Raw genomic sequence first — 15,290 nt, 5'->3', positions numbered from 1 at the left:
ATTCGCTGGAGTGAAGCGGGCCATTCGTATTATGGATTTTGTACCTGACCACTATCGCTAGCTGAAAAACGCGACGATGGATGAATCTGGATAGCTATAGACACTGCAGTGGCAAGGGTATTTGACTACGAAAAAACGATATCGGAATCAAATTCCATTGTCAATTTGATTGCAAAGCGAAATCTATTTTCGTACTTTACAAGCCTCTTTTACCTCAATGTCTAACTATAAGAAGGAGTGCCCAATGAGAGCTTTGGTCAGTGGCGGTAGTAGCGGTATCGGTGCGTCTGCATGCCTTAGGATCGCGGAGGCGGCCCTTGCCCGAGGCTCGCAGCCGAAAATTGCGGTATGCGGGCACACACCCACTACTGCTCAGGAAGAAGTCGTTCGATCCATTGAGGCCATGGGCGGCATCGCCATCGCATTGTTAGGGGATCTTGGCGACCCTGAGGTCCCAAGCCAACTTGTGGCAGCTGCAGTGGCGGAGTTCGGTGGGCTCGACGCGTTGGTTGCGAATGCCGGCATCGCCAGCCCTGGCGCAATCTGTGATTTGTCCATTGCGGACTGGGACGACATGTTCTCCGTCAATCTTCGCGGCGCCTGGCTGCTTGCCAAAGCCAGCTACCCGCATTTGCGCGAGAGCCGAGGCTCGGCGTGCTTTACCTCGTCGATGTCTGGCCAGACTCCCCATGCTGGCTCAGGCGCGTACAGCCCCACCAAGGCAGCCTTGACAATGCTGGCCCAGACGCTCGCGCTGGAGTGGGCTCCTGACGGGATCCGTGTCAACGTGGTATCCCCAGGAATGACCCGTACGCCGATGTCGGAAAAAATGTATACCGACCCCCAGATCAAGAAAGCACGGGAAGCAATCATTCCGCTGGCGAGAATCGGTGAGCCCGTGGATATCGCGAACGTGATCGAATTTCTCATTAGCCCCTTATCGGCATATGTCACGGGACAGGATATATGTGTGGATGGTGGCTTCTCCAAATCGATACTGAGCCATATCCCAGGGCGACCGAGCTCCAAGTCATAAGCACAATTGCTTTAAAGTGAGTTCAGCGCTCAGGTCTGATGGTGTGTCAACCAAACGACGCTAGCTGAGCTAAGCGAGGCCGTACGGACTTAAGTGTTACGTGCGGCTTCGACCGGCAATACCGCTCTGGTTGAACCTTGTTAAATCCAAGGTAAGCCCCCTTCCCCCAGACGCACTGAATACCAGTCGCTGCCATACTGGAGTCCGTCAGAAATCGCCATTCGCGATCTCTCACACCCGGTGCGAATGGGGGCAAAACTGGGGGTACAACTAGTTTTTTCAGGCTAGAACCACCGTTCTAGAGCCCAGTCAAAATGTCTTCTTTGGCGACCCGGACAGCCTTTGAAGGACTGACAGCACGGTCTTTTTGCCCGGCTTCAATCGCTAGCGCCCATCCAGATAGCGAAACAGTTCTTCCTCCTGTTCAAAATGCAGTTGCACCAAGGTGTCCAGGCGGATCAGTTGGTGCTGGATCTCATCGGCAGTTGCCGTGGCGGGGGCGCAACTGAAGTCGTCGTTCATGCGCGCCAGCAAATGGATCAGGCGAAAAATCTCCCTGTGGACGTGGCTCATGGCCGATAGCGGGTCCTCACCGGCCAAGTTTCGCATCAGCAGTGGATACAACGTGCGCTCATCTTCGCGCTCATGCTGCGCCAGTGAGGTCTGCAGATAGTTGACCAATTCCGCCAGGTCAGCCCGTGCCTGCTCAGGTGGTCGCTGGGCAAAGTCATTGGCCAGTCGGTGCAGATCGCTCGTTAGAGCAGAGAGTTGCTGGTGTTCAGCTTGCAGGTGATCAATATACTCAGCGGTCAGCTTTCTTTTCCCCAGCGCCCGCAGCGGCCCCAAGGCGCGCAAGGCGTTAACGATGATCACCACGTCAATGCCCTCCTGCACCACGGCGCCAATCAACGGCGGTAGATAACCGAGGGCCGCCAGCGCCATGGCCAGCAATGACATTCCCATCCCCACCAGGACGCCTTGCCGGGCGATAAAGCGGGTTCGCCGGGCGATGTCCAATGCCTCGACCAGGCGATCGAGGCGATCAACCAGCAGCACAACGCCCGCCGCTTGCGCAGAAGCGGTGACACCGCTGGCCCCCATCGCCACGCCGACGTTGGCCGCCGCCAGCGCGGGGGCGTCGTTGATGCCATCACCGACCATCAATGTGCTGGCGTGCAGGCAACCCTGCTGTACAGCCTGCACTTTATCCTCGGGACTCAACCCGGCACGCAGTTCATCTATCCCGGCGGACAGGGCAATCATCTCGGCAGTTTCCAGGCGATCCCCGGTGAGCATGACGATCCGTTCAATCCCTCTACTGCGTAGTCGACGCAGGGTTTGCGGGGTTTCGCGCCGAACGGTGTCCAGGAAAACCAGCAGGCCAGCGAGCTCGCCGTCCACTGCGACGAAGCTTGCGCTGCATGCCTGGTAATCCATGTGGCGCAGCATGGTGGTGGCCCAGTCGCTCACGGGCGCATCGTGATTGGCAAACGACAATGTGCCAAAACGCACCTGTACACCGTCGACCTGCCCAGATAGCCCTGCACCAGGACTCTCCTCTACCCCTTGCGGAACGTACAGCAGTAGTTTGCGCTGATGCGCCGCGTCGACGATGGCCTGGGAGATGGGGTGTGTCGAAGCCTGGGCGAGTGAAGCGGCCAGGCCAAGCAGGCGTTGCGGATCGATGGGGCCGTTCGTCTCGATCGACTGCAAGCGGGCATGCCCGCTGGTCAAGGTGCCGGTCTTGTCGAGGAATACCTGTTTAATGCCGGCCAGCGCTTCCAGGGTCACGCCATCCTTGACCAGAATCCCACGCCGCGCCGCCCGCGAGATACCGGACATGATGGCAATCGGCACCGCCAGTATCAAAGGGCACGGCGTGGCCACCACCAGCACCGCCAGTGCCCGCAAGGCATCGCCACTCATGTACCAAGCCGCGGCCGCCATCAGCAACGTCAAGGGGATGAAGAACAGCGCATAACGGTCAGCCAGGCGTACGAAAGGCGCCCGCGAACGGCGTGCCGCCTCGGCCAGGCGCACGATCCCGGCGTAGGTGCTTTGCGCCGCCGTGCTGGTGGCGATGAGCAGGATGGAGGCACCGACATTGGAAACCCCGCTGGACAGTTGCTCACCTTCCCGGCGTGTCAGGGGTAACGATTCGCCGCTGAGCGCCGATTCGTCGAGAATGGCCACAGGGCTCAGCAAGCGACCATCAACCGGAATCACTTCCCCCAGCCGCACCAGTAATGTTTGCTCGGGCTGGACCTGCTCAACAGGGATTTTGCGTAGGCCGCCCTCCTCCTGCACCCACGCAAAACGTGGCGCCCGATCAATGAGCGCCCTGAGCTCCCGCTCGGCACGTTGGCGGGTGAAAAACTCCAGGATCCGGCCGCTCGCCAGCATCAAGGCAATTAGCGCTGCCACCAGGGCCTGCCCAAAGATCAGAGCGGCGGTGATCGACAGCAGGGCGATCAGGTCGACACCACCCTCGCCCCGGGACAGGCGCTTCAGGATTTCAACCAGCAGGACCCCAGCCATCACCAGGCTGCCCGCCGCCCAGCCTATCGATGCCCACTCTGGTTGCTGTGCGACATGCGCAACGGCCCCTGCCACCAGCGTCAGTGCGGTGAGCAGCAAGAGAACGGGATCCAGCCATTTATCGAGCATAAAAAGTCCCTCATAAACGCTTGGCCTGCCTCGCTGCGCGGATCTTGGCAGCGCGCTCAGGGCTTGAACCGCCTCTGTGTCGTTGCCCCTCGGGGCATGGCCCTTACCTGTCGATCAACGGCCAACGAGCACTGCGATCTACTTGACCTAACTCAATGTGCTGACGCTGCCCAAGGGTAAAAAAAGGGGAGCGGGCAAATCCTGCCCCTTCTTCAGAGGACATCGTCATGAGTGATCTGAGCCTGCGTAACACTATCCTGGAAGAGCTTGAATTCCAGCCCGACATCGATGCTGCCGACATTGGCGTTGCCGTACACAAAGGGGTTGTCACCCTGACTGGCCACGTCAGCGACTACGCCCAGAAAATCAGCGCCGAACGTGCCGTCAAGGCGGTGAAGGGTGTGCGCGCAGTGGCCGAAGAACTGCAGGTAAGACTGCACAAGGATGCCGGCACAACGGATGACGCCATCGCCACTCGTGCGCTGCACATCATTGATTGGAGTTCCGATCTTCCAATAGGCGCCGTCAAGGTGATTGTGGAGAACGGCTGGATCAGCCTGGAAGGCCAGGTGGACTGGCAGTACCAGAAGGAAACGGCAGAACGGGCCGTACGCAAACTTTCGGGGGTGGTCGGCGTGGACAACCGGCTCACGCTTCGTCCCCGGGTCGCCGTGGCCGATATCCAGCGACGCATCGAAGAAGCGCTTAAACGCAATGCCGAAATCGACGCCAAGGCGATTCAAATCAAGGTTGAAGGCAGCGTGGTCAAGCTTGAAGGCAGAGTGCATCTGTGGCGTGAACGCCAGATCGCGGAACGGGCCGCGTGGTCTGTGCCGGGGGTCAACACGGTGGAGGATCATTTGCTGATCGCCTGAATCAATGGCCTGCTCGAGACGCGCTTTCTCCGAGGCATGCAACGCTTCAGGATCGGTTCGTGCCTCCAATCGTGCGCAGGCTTGATAGCAGCTCACGTGCAAGGCCATGGCGATAGCGGCGTTCCGTCCGGGTGGGGCATGGCGCAATCCCGACGCAGTGGGGTGGATGGCACCAGCATCGCCGATCCCACTTCCTCGACCTTGATGTAGATCAGACCCGCCTGAAGGATCGCGCCATGAGCAGTGGTACGGCTGCTCATGGGTTGCTTGCATAGAGGTTTATCCTTTCTTGGAGGATTCGAGCCTTTATTGATTAACCTCAACCCATCCCCGGCAGCACGGTGTAGGAGTAATTAAACAGGCGAAGGCAGCAGGTTCGAAGCGTTAACGCACCGTGTCGAGAACCTGCGCAATGATTCCGGGCGGTGCGGCGTCGGATGGACATAAACGTCATACGGCCACCAGTGGCTCAACTTTTGAGGGATGACGTTCATGAACTCACCTTCGCAAAAACTGATGGAAAAGCTCTACGGCCGGCAATATCACGTTGATAGAGCCCACATCGCCCCTTTGCTGCGTCAATACGCAGAACCACTGCCGGACCTGGACTCACCGGGCTTTGCCGAACTGTTCGATCGCTACGCCGACGCGCGCGTGGTGTTGATCGGCGAGGCGAGCCATGGAACCCACGAATTCTATCTAGCCAGGGCGGCGATTACCCAACGGCTGATCGAGCGTCACGGATTCAATATCGTGGCGGTTGAAGCCGACTGGCCGGATGCCGGTCATGTCGACCAGTACGTCCGGGGGCTGGCGCATTCGGCGTGGAAACGCCACATCTTCAGCAGGTTCCCGACCTGGATGTGGCGCAACAGCGAAGTCAAGGCTTTCACCCGTTGGCTGCATGGACACAATCATCCGCTGGCTGCCGAACAACGAGTCGAGTTCCGTGGCCTGGACGTCTACAGCCTGCGCAATTCCATTCATGAAGTCCTGGGCTATTTGGAACGGGTCGACCCACACCTGGCCCATGAAGCCCGGCGACGCTATGGTTGCTTGACTCCGTGGCAGGATGATCCCGCGTTGTATGGTCATTTTGTCGAGCGCGACGGTGTGATGCCCTGCGAACAAGCGGTGGTCGAGCAGCTCAACGTCATGCTGGCCGAGCAATTGGCCGGGCTCATCCGCGACGACGAAGCGTTCTTCAACGCGACGCAGAACGCCAAGGTGGTGGTGGCGGCGGAACAGTATTACCGCGCGGTTTATCGAGGATCGGCGCTCTCCTGGAACCTGCGGGACCGACACATGTTCGAGACGTTGCGTGCCTTACTCGAACATCGGGGGCCGCACGCCAAGGCGGTGGTTTGGGCGCACAACTCCCATATCGGCAATGCAGGCGCCACGGAAATGGGTTGGAAGGGGCAGTTCAACATCGGCCAACTGTGCCGTAGCACCTATGGGCGCGACGCCGTCTTGATCGGCATGGCTACCGACAGAGGCCAGGTGGCTGCCGCCGATGACTGGGACGGAGAGATGCGGATCAAGGACATTCGCCCTTCCCGACCGGACAGCTGGGAACATCAGTTCCTCAAAGCCGGGGTTGCGGCGTCCCTGACCGATTGGCGAGATCCGCAGCGAAAAGAACTGCGACGCGTGTTGTCCACCCCTTTGCTGGAACGGGCCATCGGGGTGATTTACCGCCCCGAGAGCGAGCGTTTCAGTCACTACTTCGAGTCGGTACTGACCGAACAATTCGATGCCATGATCTGGTTCGAGCAAACCAGGCCGGTCACGGCGCTGCCCCTGCCGCAAAACCAGCAACTGGAACCGGAGGACGAAACCTATCCGTTTGGCGTATGAGGAGGTAGGCAATTTGTTGTGGGCTTGGAAACCAGCAGGTATTTCTCAAACCAGTCGCCGGTAAGCCTGGCGACTTCCTCCAAGGTGCCGGGCTCTTCGAAAAGATGCGTGGCACCCGCCACGACTTCCAATGCCTGCTCACACCGAAGGACCCGGCGAATCTGGTCATTCAAACCCAACACCAGTGGGTCTTGTGCACCGACAATCTGCAAGGTCGGCGCCTCCACCCTGACCAACGCCGGCCCCGCCAGGTCGGTTCGCCCTCCCCGGCTGACCACTGCCGCGACCGCATCCGCGCGCTCGGCAGCCGCCACCAGCGCCGCAGCTGCACCAGTGCTGGCGCCAAACAGACCGATCCGCAGCGCGCGCAGTTCAGGGTCGCGGCGGGCCCAGTCAATCACCTGGATCAGGCGCTTGGCCAACAAGGGAATATCGAAACGCAACTCCCCGGTCAGATTGTCCATGCGCTGCTCCGGTCCGGTGAGCAGGTCGAACAACAGCGACCCCAGGCCACGACGGGCCAGGACATCGGCCACGTATTGATTGCGTGGGCTGGTACGACCACTGCCGCTGCCATGGACGAAGATCACCAGGGCGCGGGTGTTCACCGGCAAACGCAAGTCGGCCGATAACTCGACGCCTGGCAGGTCGATGGATCGAGATTGAGGTTCAAGCATCAGGATGCTCCGTCGCGCAACCGCTCGCCGCTTCCCGCTGCCAGGCCTGGCGCATGAGCTCAATGACTTCTGCGTCCGACGTCTGGGCAAAATCCAAATACCAATAACCGATCGACATCATCCACTCGGGAATGAGCGGGCAAATCACTTCATTCACTTCACTGCGCAACGCCTCGACCGTTTCCAGGGGAGCAACCGGCACCGCGACAACAATGCGCGCCGGGGACTGCAGGCGTACCGCATGGACCGCGGCCATCATGGAGGACCCAGTTGCCAGGCCATCGTCGATCAGGATCACGACCTGGTCCTTGAGCTGCAACGGCGGGCGATTACCCCGATACACCTGTTCGCGCCGCAACAATTCCTGCGTTTCCCGGGCGACGACGGCCTCGAAACTGGCGCGGTCGATCGGGTGCACCCGCAGCGCCTCGTCGTTGAGGATTTGTATGCCTGCGCTGGCAATGGCGCCCATGGCAAACTCCGGGTGCGACGGGACACCAAGCTTGCGCACCAGCATCAGGTCCAGGCGAACGTTCAGGGCCGTCGCCACTTCATAAGCCACCGGGACGCCGCCACGGGGCAAGGCCAGGATGACAGCGTCAGGCCGGTTGGCGTATTTGAGCAAGGGCTCCACCAGTCGCCGACCGGCCTCGGCGCGGTTCGGCAAAGTGGTTTGCAATGAGGGGCTCTGAATCATGGGAACCTCCTGAGGCAATGATGTCGCTTCGTTATGGACGATCCTGATCGCGCTAGATGGCCAGGATGCTGCAAGTTACCTGGTACAGGGTATGTTCGGTCGTGCTACCCAAAAGCTTTTCCAGGCCATGGGACTGGACCCTGCCCATCACAATCACATCCATATGCTGCTCATCGGCGAACGCATTCAGCACCGCGACAGGGTGTCCTTCAATGAAGTGACGTCGGTCAGCGGCCACGCCATATCGGTCAGCCAGATCGAAAAAGGACTTTTCATGTTCTTTGCGCAACTGCTCGCCAAGGTCCGAGAGCGCCAGACCGCCGCCGCCCATATCGCCCATGTACACCATCGAGATGTCGCAGGCGTACAGCAAGTGCAACTCGGCATCGCATTGGATGGCGAGTCCGCATGCCTGCTGGATGATCCGTTCATTGAGCTCGTTGTCCTGCGCCAGGGTACTGGACGCATCGACCGCCGCCACGACCTTGCGGGGCAAAGGACGGTCGCTTTCTCCCATCAGGTACACCGGTACCGGGCAATGGCGCAGCAAGCGCCAGTCCAGGGGGGTGAAAAAAGCCCGCTTGAACGCTGACTCGTGCTGCACCTGCTTGATCAGCAGGTCTGGCTGCATCTCGGCGACGTGATCGAGAATGTCTTGCTGCATGTCATCAGCCCAGGTCACCTCCGTCGTCACGTCGATGCCTCTGCCGCGCAGGTGATTCGCCTGGCTCTTGAGCCAATCGCGATGGTCTTGCAGGTAGCCTTCGCGCGCCTGTTCCCGGTCGCCTTCTTCGAGCAGTGACAACAGTTTCCAGGAAGGGATCAAGGCGGCGACGTGCAGGCTCGCACCGCAGGCCTTGGCCAGGGCCGCAGCGTGTCCCAGGGCATGGGAGTGGCGCAGGGCCGGGTTGATGATCAGCAATAACCGTTGATATTGGCTCATGATCGGACTCCATGGAGCTTGCACGTTTGTCACTGCCTGCCACCGCGGGCCACTGTCGTATCTGCCGCTGCAACGGGCACCTTTGTTGTAGATTCACCATCCTCTGTCAGGGCAACCGTGGCGTTGACATATATCAATTACTTTCGTCGACCAGGCATTCAACGACGCATGCGTGTCGGGACGGGTTGGCGGTTCGCCCTCGTCAATCACCGGCCTTTGTTTGGACCGCGATTGATCAATGTCAATCTTGTCAGTGGCCACCGGATTACCTTGGGTACATAACCCACGGTTTTACGGACAGGAGAAAGGCGATGACGATCCTATTGGCCAGTCAGCGAGTGCGCCTGTATGACAGCAACGAGCTGGATGACGTGCTGCAGGTAATGGCGCGCAAGGCCGCGCCCCTCCTGCCCCCGACCCACGCAGCACTGATTGGTATCCAGCGCCGGGGCGAACCGCTGGCTCAACGGTTGCGCGAGTACATTGCGCATCGGACCGGCCAGCCGCAATTGCCCCTTTACCCTCTGCGGGTCAAGCGCTACGCCGACGACCTGCAAGTGCTGCATACCTACACCCAATTGACCGAAAACCCGGCCCTGGGCGGTCTCGACCTGGCCAATACCACCTTGCTGGTGGTCGACGATGTGCTCTTCGAAGGTCATTCGCTCTTGCGCACTTGCGCGTACCTGGCGCAACTGGGGGCTCGTCGCGTCCATACCGCCGTACTGGTGGACCGGCATATCTGCCAGCAACCGATTCGGGCCAACATCGTTGGCATACATTTGCAGGTCGCCGCCGATGACATCGTCGAATGCCACGTGCCGCCCTTCGAAGAGGAGTATTGCATTGAAGTGGTGCGCCATGGCGCGGCCCGTTGAGGATGCGCTCGATCAAGACCGGCGGGCCAGGCTGGCTCGCAATGGCAAAAATGCACAGGGATACGTGCCACTGAAATGAGGCGCCTTGCCGGCAGCCTCAGAGGAGTCTTGCATGCTCACCCTGCCCCCGCTTCTTTTTGCCCTGCAAGGTTGCGAACACTATGCCGCTCGCGTGGCTCATCGGCTTGGCTGTCCGTTGGCCCGCCATGAGGAACGTGACTATGAAGACGGCGAACACAAATGCCGCCCGTTGGATCCGGTAAACGGGCGCGAGGTCGTAGTCTTCCATTCCTTGTATGGCGATGGCCGGCAGAGCGCCAACGATAAACTGTGTCGCCTGCTGTTTTTTTGCGGCGCCCTCAAGGATGCCGGCGCACGCCAGGTGCAGGTGGTTTGCCCTTACCTCTGCTACGGGCGCAAGGACCGCCGCAGCCAGCCTCAAGACCCGACCATCACTCGCTACGTGGCGTCGTTTTTCGAAGCCAGTGGCGTCGATCGCCTGCTGACCCTGGACGTGCACAATCCAGCCGCGTTCGATAACGCCTTTCGCCTGCCTGCATGGAACCTTCAGTGCGCGCAATTGTTCGCCGAGCATTTCGCCACACAAGTCGGCGACGCCGCCGTGGTGGTAGTGTCTCCAGACTCAGGGGGGACCAAGCGCGCCGAACACTTTCGCCAGGCCCTGGAGTGGCAACTGGGACGTACGGTCGGCAGCGCCTTGATGGAAAAGCACCGTACCCAGAACACGCTCACGGGCAGCCTGCTGCTTGGCGATGTTGCCGGCAAGACCGCCATTGTTTTCGATGACCTGATCAGCACCGGGGACACGCTCAAACGTGCAGGCCTGGCTTGTCAGAAGGCCGGCGCCACACGTTTGTTCGCCGCAGCCACCCATGGTTTGTTTACCACTGGCAGTCAACTGTTCGACCCGCCGATCTTTGAACGCATCGCGATTACAGACACCGTTGCGCCGTTTCGCCTGCCGCCCGACTGCGTCACGCAACACTTGCAAGTGCTCGACAGCACCGGCCTGATCGCGACGTTCCTGGCGGAAAATGGCGCATTTGCAGGGAACGGCATGCCTGGCCTGTCGCTGCATCGGTGACAACATGCAGAACAGGAATGATTTCATTCTCTGGTTCGCGAGCAGAGTCCTGGCTGGACGAAATCCGATTAAACCGAGCCTGGAGAGAGTATGCACTTCTTAGCCTTGGCAATGGATTTTGACGGGACCATTGCCGAAAACGGCAATGTCCCGCCGCAGGTCTGTGCAGCGCTCACGCGCCTCAAAGAGAGCGGCCGCAAGTTACTGCTGGTGACCGGCCGGGAACTGCAAGCGCTCAAGCACCAGTTTCCAAACCTTGATCTGTTTGACCTGGTGATCGTCGAAAACGGCGCGCTGTTGTACGACCCTATCACCGACACCGAGGAACTCATCGCCGATCCGGCTTCGACCGAACTGGTTGCCAGCCTACGTGACAAGGGGGTCTCGCCGTTGTCGATCGGCCGATCAGTCATCGCCACGTGGCGTCTGTTTGAAAACACGGTGCTCAGCAGCATCCGCGAGCTTGGCCTGGAGTGGCAGATGACGTTCAACAAGGATGCGATCATGATCTTGCCCCCTTGTGTGAACAAAGCGTCAGGCCTGAGTGCTGCCCTGCGAAGACTGGGGATCTGCGAGCTCAACGTGGTGGGCGTGGGTGATGCGGAAAACGACCACGCTTTTTTATCGATCTGTGGCTGCGCCGCGGCCGTGAACAATGCCATTGCGTCGATAAAGTCCAGCGCAGACGTGTGCCTCAGCCAGGACCATGGCCGCGGGGTCTGCGAGCTGGTGGAGATGCTGTTGGAAAAAGACGCCGCGTTGGTGTCCATCGAGCGCACCGGGATCCTGTTGGGCCAGACCGTTGATGCGAACAAAGCCTGGCTGCCTGCGGAGTCGGTGTTGCTGGTCGTTGGCAATTCGGGCTCCGGCAAATCCAGTTTCATTACCTGGCTGACAGAACGAATGGTCCAGGCTCGCCAGGATTTCTGCATCATTGATCCGGAAGGCGACTATCTGACCCTTGACGACGCGGTAACGGTGGGTGGCCTGACTGTACCCCCGACGACCGAGGAGTCGGTGCAACTGCTTCTACAGGCGCGGCTTAACGTTGTGGTCAGCGCCCTGGCCCTGGATCCGGCGGCGCGTGTGCAACTGTTTGGCGAGCTATTGCCCGCAATCCATCATCTTCGCAACGTTTCGGGCCGCCCCTATTGGCTGATCGTGGACGAAGCCCACTACATGCTTCCCCACTGTGCCAGTTGGCCACCCGGCTTTCTCGGAAACGTGGGGGCAATCATCGTTGCCCTGAACTTCGATCAGGTATGCCCGGCGCTGCTTGAGGAGGCTGACGTGCTGGTAACGTTCGGCAGCACTGCCCGGGAACTGGTCGAACAGTTCGCCTACCGCATACAGCAAAGCAGGCCCGCCTTTCCAGAGCGCCCACCAGGCCTTGAACATGCCTGCCTGTGGAATATACGAGAAGGCGAACAAGTGATGTTGCTCGACCAGGTCCAGCCAGACCAGAAGCACCATCGTCACAGCGGCAAGTACGTCTCGGGAAATGTAGGCCCATGGCATGCGTTTCACTTTCCTGCCTTAGGCAAAAGTGCCGCGAACCTGACAGAGTTTTTGTCCCTCTCGATGCAACTGACAGATCTGGCCCTTGGCGAACATATGAAGGCCGGCGATTTTTCCAACTGGTTCCGTCATGTGATCCGGGACGATGTGCTTGCCAATAAGACACGCCTCATTGAAACGGACAGCTCCCTGGCCCCCCAGCAAAGCGTTGGAACAAATCCAACAATGGGTGCAATCGCGCTACCACCTTTAGGGGGGTCATGTCGTTCGCATCCAGGCTCAAGCGCGCGCTGCTCCCGATTCCGCTTGAGCAGCCCCTCAAGCAACTAGAGCTTATGTTCAAGATCGATGAAACCATCGGCCTGCCAATCCCAATCCTGGGCTTGGGCTGCATCGGGTGCGGGCGCTCCGCCATACTCCATGGGCCGGTCGATATAGGCCGTCATCAGGCCGCAATCCCTGGCTGCCGCAAGATCGCTGTGGTGGCAGGCCACCAGGCAGAGTTCAGCGGGCTTGATGTCCAATGCCCTGGCCGTGGACAGGTACGCCGCAGGATCCGGTTTGTAGGTTTGCGCGAACTCCGCTCCCAGTAGCGCGTCCCATTGCAAACCGTTGTAGCGGTTCATAGCGATCATCAAGGCCACATTGGCATTGGACAAGGTCACCACCGTAAAGCGCCGACGCAGCAGGGCCAGGCCCTCGGCCACGTCAGGCCAAGGGTCCAGGCGACGCCAGGCATGGGCAAGCGTGTGCAATACCCCGGAGTCAACCTGGTCGACTTCCAGGCCATAAGCCGTCAACAACTGGACCAGCGTCTCGTAGTGCAATGTGTCCAGGACAACAAAGCCTCCATGCCCCTTGATGCAATCGCGCAACGCTGGCGCATACAACCGGCGCCATTGCATGGCGAATTCCGCGGGACTGACAGCGGGCAGGTAGGTCGACACGAATGGACTCGCCTCACGTGCGATGCCTGAATGCCAGTCAACCACCGTACCGAACACATCGAATGCCAACGCTCGTGCAAGCGCCATCGCAAGACTCCTCTGCTATTTAGGTCCAGCCTGGCACACCGGCCGCCGGGGCTCTGGAACGCGGGAATCCAATGAGCTTAGCCTTATCCTTTTCATGCGTCATCGATACTGCGCCGCTCCTATAGCTTGTGACTACCCAGCACCCAATACCGCTGCGGCGCCGCCTTGCGCAGTCGCGCCGCGAGGAACACGCCAACCAGCAGCGCTGCGGGGATGAGACCTGAGTCAGGTGCGAGCCGACAACGTGTCGGACAGGCCCTAGATAAACGTCGTGGGATCCTGCTGGGTCTGGAGCGTGGAGACGATCTGGTCAGCCACGACACCGATCACCATCGACCAGACCGATAACGCATAGAAACCCGGACCTACGCGTGCTGTCGCTGGCCAATGAGTTCATCTAGCTGTGCGGCGAATTCGGCGCCTTTGTCGACGGCTGGTTCGTCCAACAGGACATCGACTGGAGCGACGCCGACCGCACTGTGCTGACCCGATACCTGCGCGAGCGTGACATCCACGTGGTGGTCCACAAGTGGTTGCTCATGCATTCACGTCCACGACAGTGCGCCCGCGCACCTTGCCTTCCAGTACCCGAGCGGCAACGGCCGGCACCTCTGCCAAGCCAACCATCTGGGTGGTGCGGGTCAGCTTGCTCAAATCAAGGTCCTGGGCGAGTCGCGACCATGCCTGCAGGCGCACCGCTTGCGGAGCGTTGACCGAATCGATACCGGCCAGGGTCACGTTGCGCAGGATGAAGGGCAGCACCGAGCCAGGCAGATCCGCGCCCTGAGCCAGGCCGAAGGCAGCGACAACACCGCGATATTGGGTCTGTGCCAAAGCATTGGCCAGGGTGTGACTGCCCACCGAATCAATGACGCCAGCCCAGCGTTCCTTGGCGATCGGTGCGCCCGGCTGCGACAAGGTGTTGCGGTCGATAACCTGCGTCGCACCAAGGTCGCGCAGGTAGTCACCCTCCTCTAGTCGTCCGGTCGAGGCGATCACTCGATAACCCAGGCCCGACAGCAGTGCGATAGCCACCGAGCCGGCGCCACCGCTGGCGCCGGTGACCAGGATATCGCCTCGATCAGGGGTCAGCCCGCCATGCTCCAATGCCAGGACGCTGAGCATCGCCGTGTAGCCCGCGGTGCCGATGGCCATGGCCGCCTGGGTCGAGAATACTTCCGGGATCTTTACCAGCCAGTCACCGCTCACCCGCGCCTTCTGCGCAAAGCCCCCGTGGTGGGTCTGGCTCAGCCCCCAGCCGTTGACCAGCACACGGTCGCTGGCCTCGAACCCCGGGTGGCTGGACGTCTCGACGATACCGGCGAAGTCGATGCCCGGAATCAGCGGAAACTGGCGAATGACGGGGGAGCGTCCGCTGAGGGCCATGGCGTCCTTGTAGTTCACGGTCGAGAACTCGATCGCGACAGTGACATCACCGGGCATCAGGTCCTCGTCCTTGAAGTCAACCAGCTGGGTCGAGATCGCTTCGCCGGTTTTGGTCGTGAGCAGCGCTTTGAAGGTCATGGTTTTTGTCCTGTTCGTTCAAACGGATGGTCATCGCTGTCAGCGTGCCTGAGCAGGCCATCTGGTTCGAGCTGCAGCGCTCTGCGAATGCCCGTGTCCAGCAAGTGCGCCGGAGCCATGGCCTGGCTCACCACTTTCGTCACTTTTACCCGAACGTCTTCGTACACGTCGAGTCTAGCGTGGGGTTGGAGGGTGTTGCTCTCAAATCGAGTCTTGGTATAGCCGGGCTCGACGACCGTGCCCCTGATGCCGTGTGTACGCAATTCGGGATCCAGCGCTTGAGAATAACCTCCCACCGCATGCTTGCTGGCTGAATAGAGGGCAGCATAAGGAACCGGCACGACACCAAGGATAGAGCCGATGTTGATGATGCGGCCAGCGTTTCTCCCGGCGCTTAAATAGATCAGCGCTCATGAAATCAATGAACTGATTAGGCAGAAGACAAAACAGGTGGCGAGGGGGCGTGCTTCCTCGCC

The 15,290-nt window shown here is 60.1% G+C and carries 14 protein-coding genes; 6 read left to right on the top strand and 8 right to left on the bottom strand.

Going from position 1 to position 15,290, the window contains the following annotated elements:
* Window positions 1–244 precede the first annotated feature (244 nt).
* Window positions 245–1,036 (top strand): SDR family NAD(P)-dependent oxidoreductase, encoded by a 792-nt coding sequence (locus TK06_RS04215; protein WP_063320967.1) that lies wholly within the window; start codon window positions 245–247, stop codon window positions 1,034–1,036.
* 384 nt (window positions 1,037–1,420) lie between these two features.
* On the opposite strand, the gene TK06_RS04210 is transcribed toward TK06_RS04215, so the two are convergent.
* Complete coding sequence (locus tag TK06_RS04210; RefSeq protein WP_063320966.1) at window positions 1,421–3,703, bottom strand: heavy metal translocating P-type ATPase; 2,283 nt, start codon at window positions 3,701–3,703, stop codon at window positions 1,421–1,423.
* A 227-nt stretch (window positions 3,704–3,930) separates the two neighbouring features.
* Between TK06_RS04210 and TK06_RS04205 the strand changes: the two genes are divergently transcribed.
* Complete coding sequence (locus tag TK06_RS04205) at window positions 3,931–4,578, top strand: BON domain-containing protein (protein WP_063320965.1); 648 nt, start codon at window positions 3,931–3,933, stop codon at window positions 4,576–4,578.
* A gap of 92 nt (window positions 4,579–4,670) precedes the next feature.
* Here TK06_RS04205 and TK06_RS32540 read toward each other — a convergent pair whose 3' ends face one another.
* Window positions 4,671–4,838 carry a hypothetical protein gene (locus TK06_RS32540; protein ID WP_161951724.1) on the bottom strand — a complete coding sequence of 56 codons (168 nt, stop codon included), beginning with the start codon at window positions 4,836–4,838 and terminating at the stop codon, window positions 4,671–4,673.
* A 232-nt stretch (window positions 4,839–5,070) separates the two neighbouring features.
* Here TK06_RS32540 and TK06_RS04200 point away from each other — a divergent pair, with 232 nt between their 5' ends.
* A complete protein-coding gene (locus TK06_RS04200) occupies window positions 5,071–6,438 on the top strand; it encodes an erythromycin esterase family protein (protein WP_063320964.1) in 1,368 nt (455 codons plus the stop codon).
* On the opposite strand, the gene TK06_RS04195 is transcribed toward TK06_RS04200, so the two are convergent.
* From TK06_RS04195 to TK06_RS04185, 3 genes are read right to left on the bottom strand one after another with little or no spacing between them, the layout of a single operon-like run.
* Window positions 6,420–7,115: a dienelactone hydrolase family protein gene (locus tag TK06_RS04195; RefSeq protein ID WP_063320963.1), complete on the bottom strand. Its 696-nt coding sequence runs from the start codon at window positions 7,113–7,115 to the stop codon at window positions 6,420–6,422. The genes TK06_RS04200 and TK06_RS04195 overlap by 19 nt on opposite strands.
* Complete coding sequence (locus TK06_RS04190; protein ID WP_063320962.1) at window positions 7,108–7,812, bottom strand: phosphoribosyltransferase; 705 nt, start codon at window positions 7,810–7,812, stop codon at window positions 7,108–7,110. The genes TK06_RS04195 and TK06_RS04190 overlap by 8 nt, the downstream gene beginning before the upstream one ends.
* A gap of 52 nt (window positions 7,813–7,864) precedes the next feature.
* Window positions 7,865–8,755, bottom strand: a complete 891-nt coding sequence (locus TK06_RS04185) for a universal stress protein (RefSeq protein WP_063320961.1) — start codon at window positions 8,753–8,755, stop codon at window positions 7,865–7,867.
* Window positions 8,756–9,066: 311 nt separating this feature from the next.
* Between TK06_RS04185 and TK06_RS04180 the strand changes: the two genes are divergently transcribed.
* The 3 genes from TK06_RS04180 to TK06_RS04170 all read left to right on the top strand — a co-directional run bounded on the left by TK06_RS04180 (window position 9,067) and on the right by TK06_RS04170 (window position 12,586).
* The gene (locus TK06_RS04180; RefSeq protein ID WP_063320960.1) at window positions 9,067–9,633 is read left to right on the top strand and encodes a phosphoribosyltransferase family protein; all 567 of its coding nucleotides are present in this window, start codon (window positions 9,067–9,069) and stop codon (window positions 9,631–9,633) included.
* 112 nt (window positions 9,634–9,745) lie between these two features.
* The gene (locus tag TK06_RS04175) at window positions 9,746–10,738 is read left to right on the top strand and encodes a ribose-phosphate diphosphokinase (RefSeq protein ID WP_063320959.1); all 993 of its coding nucleotides are present in this window, start codon (window positions 9,746–9,748) and stop codon (window positions 10,736–10,738) included.
* Window positions 10,739–10,828: 90 nt separating this feature from the next.
* Window positions 10,829–12,586, top strand: coding sequence for an HAD-IIB family hydrolase (locus TK06_RS04170; protein ID WP_343226759.1), 1,758 nt, complete (start codon window positions 10,829–10,831; stop codon window positions 12,584–12,586).
* Here the strand turns inward: TK06_RS04170 and TK06_RS04165 are convergent.
* From TK06_RS04165 to TK06_RS30535, 3 genes are all read right to left on the bottom strand, one after another.
* The gene (locus TK06_RS04165) at window positions 12,583–13,290 is read right to left on the bottom strand and encodes a haloacid dehalogenase type II (RefSeq protein WP_063320958.1); all 708 of its coding nucleotides are present in this window, start codon (window positions 13,288–13,290) and stop codon (window positions 12,583–12,585) included. The genes TK06_RS04170 and TK06_RS04165 overlap by 4 nt on opposite strands.
* Before the next feature lie 537 nt (window positions 13,291–13,827).
* Window positions 13,828–14,814 carry an MDR family oxidoreductase gene (locus TK06_RS04155; protein WP_063320956.1) on the bottom strand — a complete coding sequence of 329 codons (987 nt, stop codon included), beginning with the start codon at window positions 14,812–14,814 and terminating at the stop codon, window positions 13,828–13,830.
* Window positions 14,811–15,155 carry an SDR family NAD(P)-dependent oxidoreductase gene (locus tag TK06_RS30535; RefSeq protein ID WP_238992583.1) on the bottom strand — a complete coding sequence of 115 codons (345 nt, stop codon included), beginning with the start codon at window positions 15,153–15,155 and terminating at the stop codon, window positions 14,811–14,813. Before TK06_RS30535 ends, TK06_RS04155 begins: the two co-directional genes overlap by 4 nt.
* Window positions 15,156–15,290 lie beyond the last annotated feature (135 nt).

Origin of the sequence: Pseudomonas fluorescens (assembly GCF_001623525.1) — a bacterium.
GTDB classification, from domain to species: domain Bacteria; phylum Pseudomonadota; class Gammaproteobacteria; order Pseudomonadales; family Pseudomonadaceae; genus Aquipseudomonas; species Aquipseudomonas fluorescens_Q.
Note: the sequence above shows the minus strand (reverse complement) of the source record. Positions and strands in the feature narration are given on the sequence as shown.

Coding starts and splice junctions, on each gene's coding strand:
- TK06_RS04215 (WP_063320967.1), top strand. CDS start 245: ATGAGAGCTTTGGTCAGTGGCGGTAGTAGCGGTATCGGTGCGTCTGCA.
- TK06_RS04210 (WP_063320966.1), bottom strand. CDS start 3,703: ATGCTCGATAAATGGCTGGATCCCGTTCTCTTGCTGCTCACCGCACTG.
- TK06_RS04205 (WP_063320965.1), top strand. CDS start 3,931: ATGAGTGATCTGAGCCTGCGTAACACTATCCTGGAAGAGCTTGAATTC.
- TK06_RS32540 (WP_161951724.1), bottom strand. CDS start 4,838: ATGAGCAGCCGTACCACTGCTCATGGCGCGATCCTTCAGGCGGGTCTG.
- TK06_RS04200 (WP_063320964.1), top strand. CDS start 5,071: ATGAACTCACCTTCGCAAAAACTGATGGAAAAGCTCTACGGCCGGCAA.
- TK06_RS04195 (WP_063320963.1), bottom strand. CDS start 7,115: ATGCTTGAACCTCAATCTCGATCCATCGACCTGCCAGGCGTCGAGTTA.
- TK06_RS04190 (WP_063320962.1), bottom strand. CDS start 7,812: ATGATTCAGAGCCCCTCATTGCAAACCACTTTGCCGAACCGCGCCGAG.
- TK06_RS04185 (WP_063320961.1), bottom strand. CDS start 8,755: ATGAGCCAATATCAACGGTTATTGCTGATCATCAACCCGGCCCTGCGC.
- TK06_RS04180 (WP_063320960.1), top strand. CDS start 9,067: ATGACGATCCTATTGGCCAGTCAGCGAGTGCGCCTGTATGACAGCAAC.
- TK06_RS04175 (WP_063320959.1), top strand. CDS start 9,746: ATGCTCACCCTGCCCCCGCTTCTTTTTGCCCTGCAAGGTTGCGAACAC.
- TK06_RS04170 (WP_343226759.1), top strand. CDS start 10,829: ATGCACTTCTTAGCCTTGGCAATGGATTTTGACGGGACCATTGCCGAA.
- TK06_RS04165 (WP_063320958.1), bottom strand. CDS start 13,290: ATGGCGCTTGCACGAGCGTTGGCATTCGATGTGTTCGGTACGGTGGTT.
- TK06_RS04155 (WP_063320956.1), bottom strand. CDS start 14,814: ATGACCTTCAAAGCGCTGCTCACGACCAAAACCGGCGAAGCGATCTCG.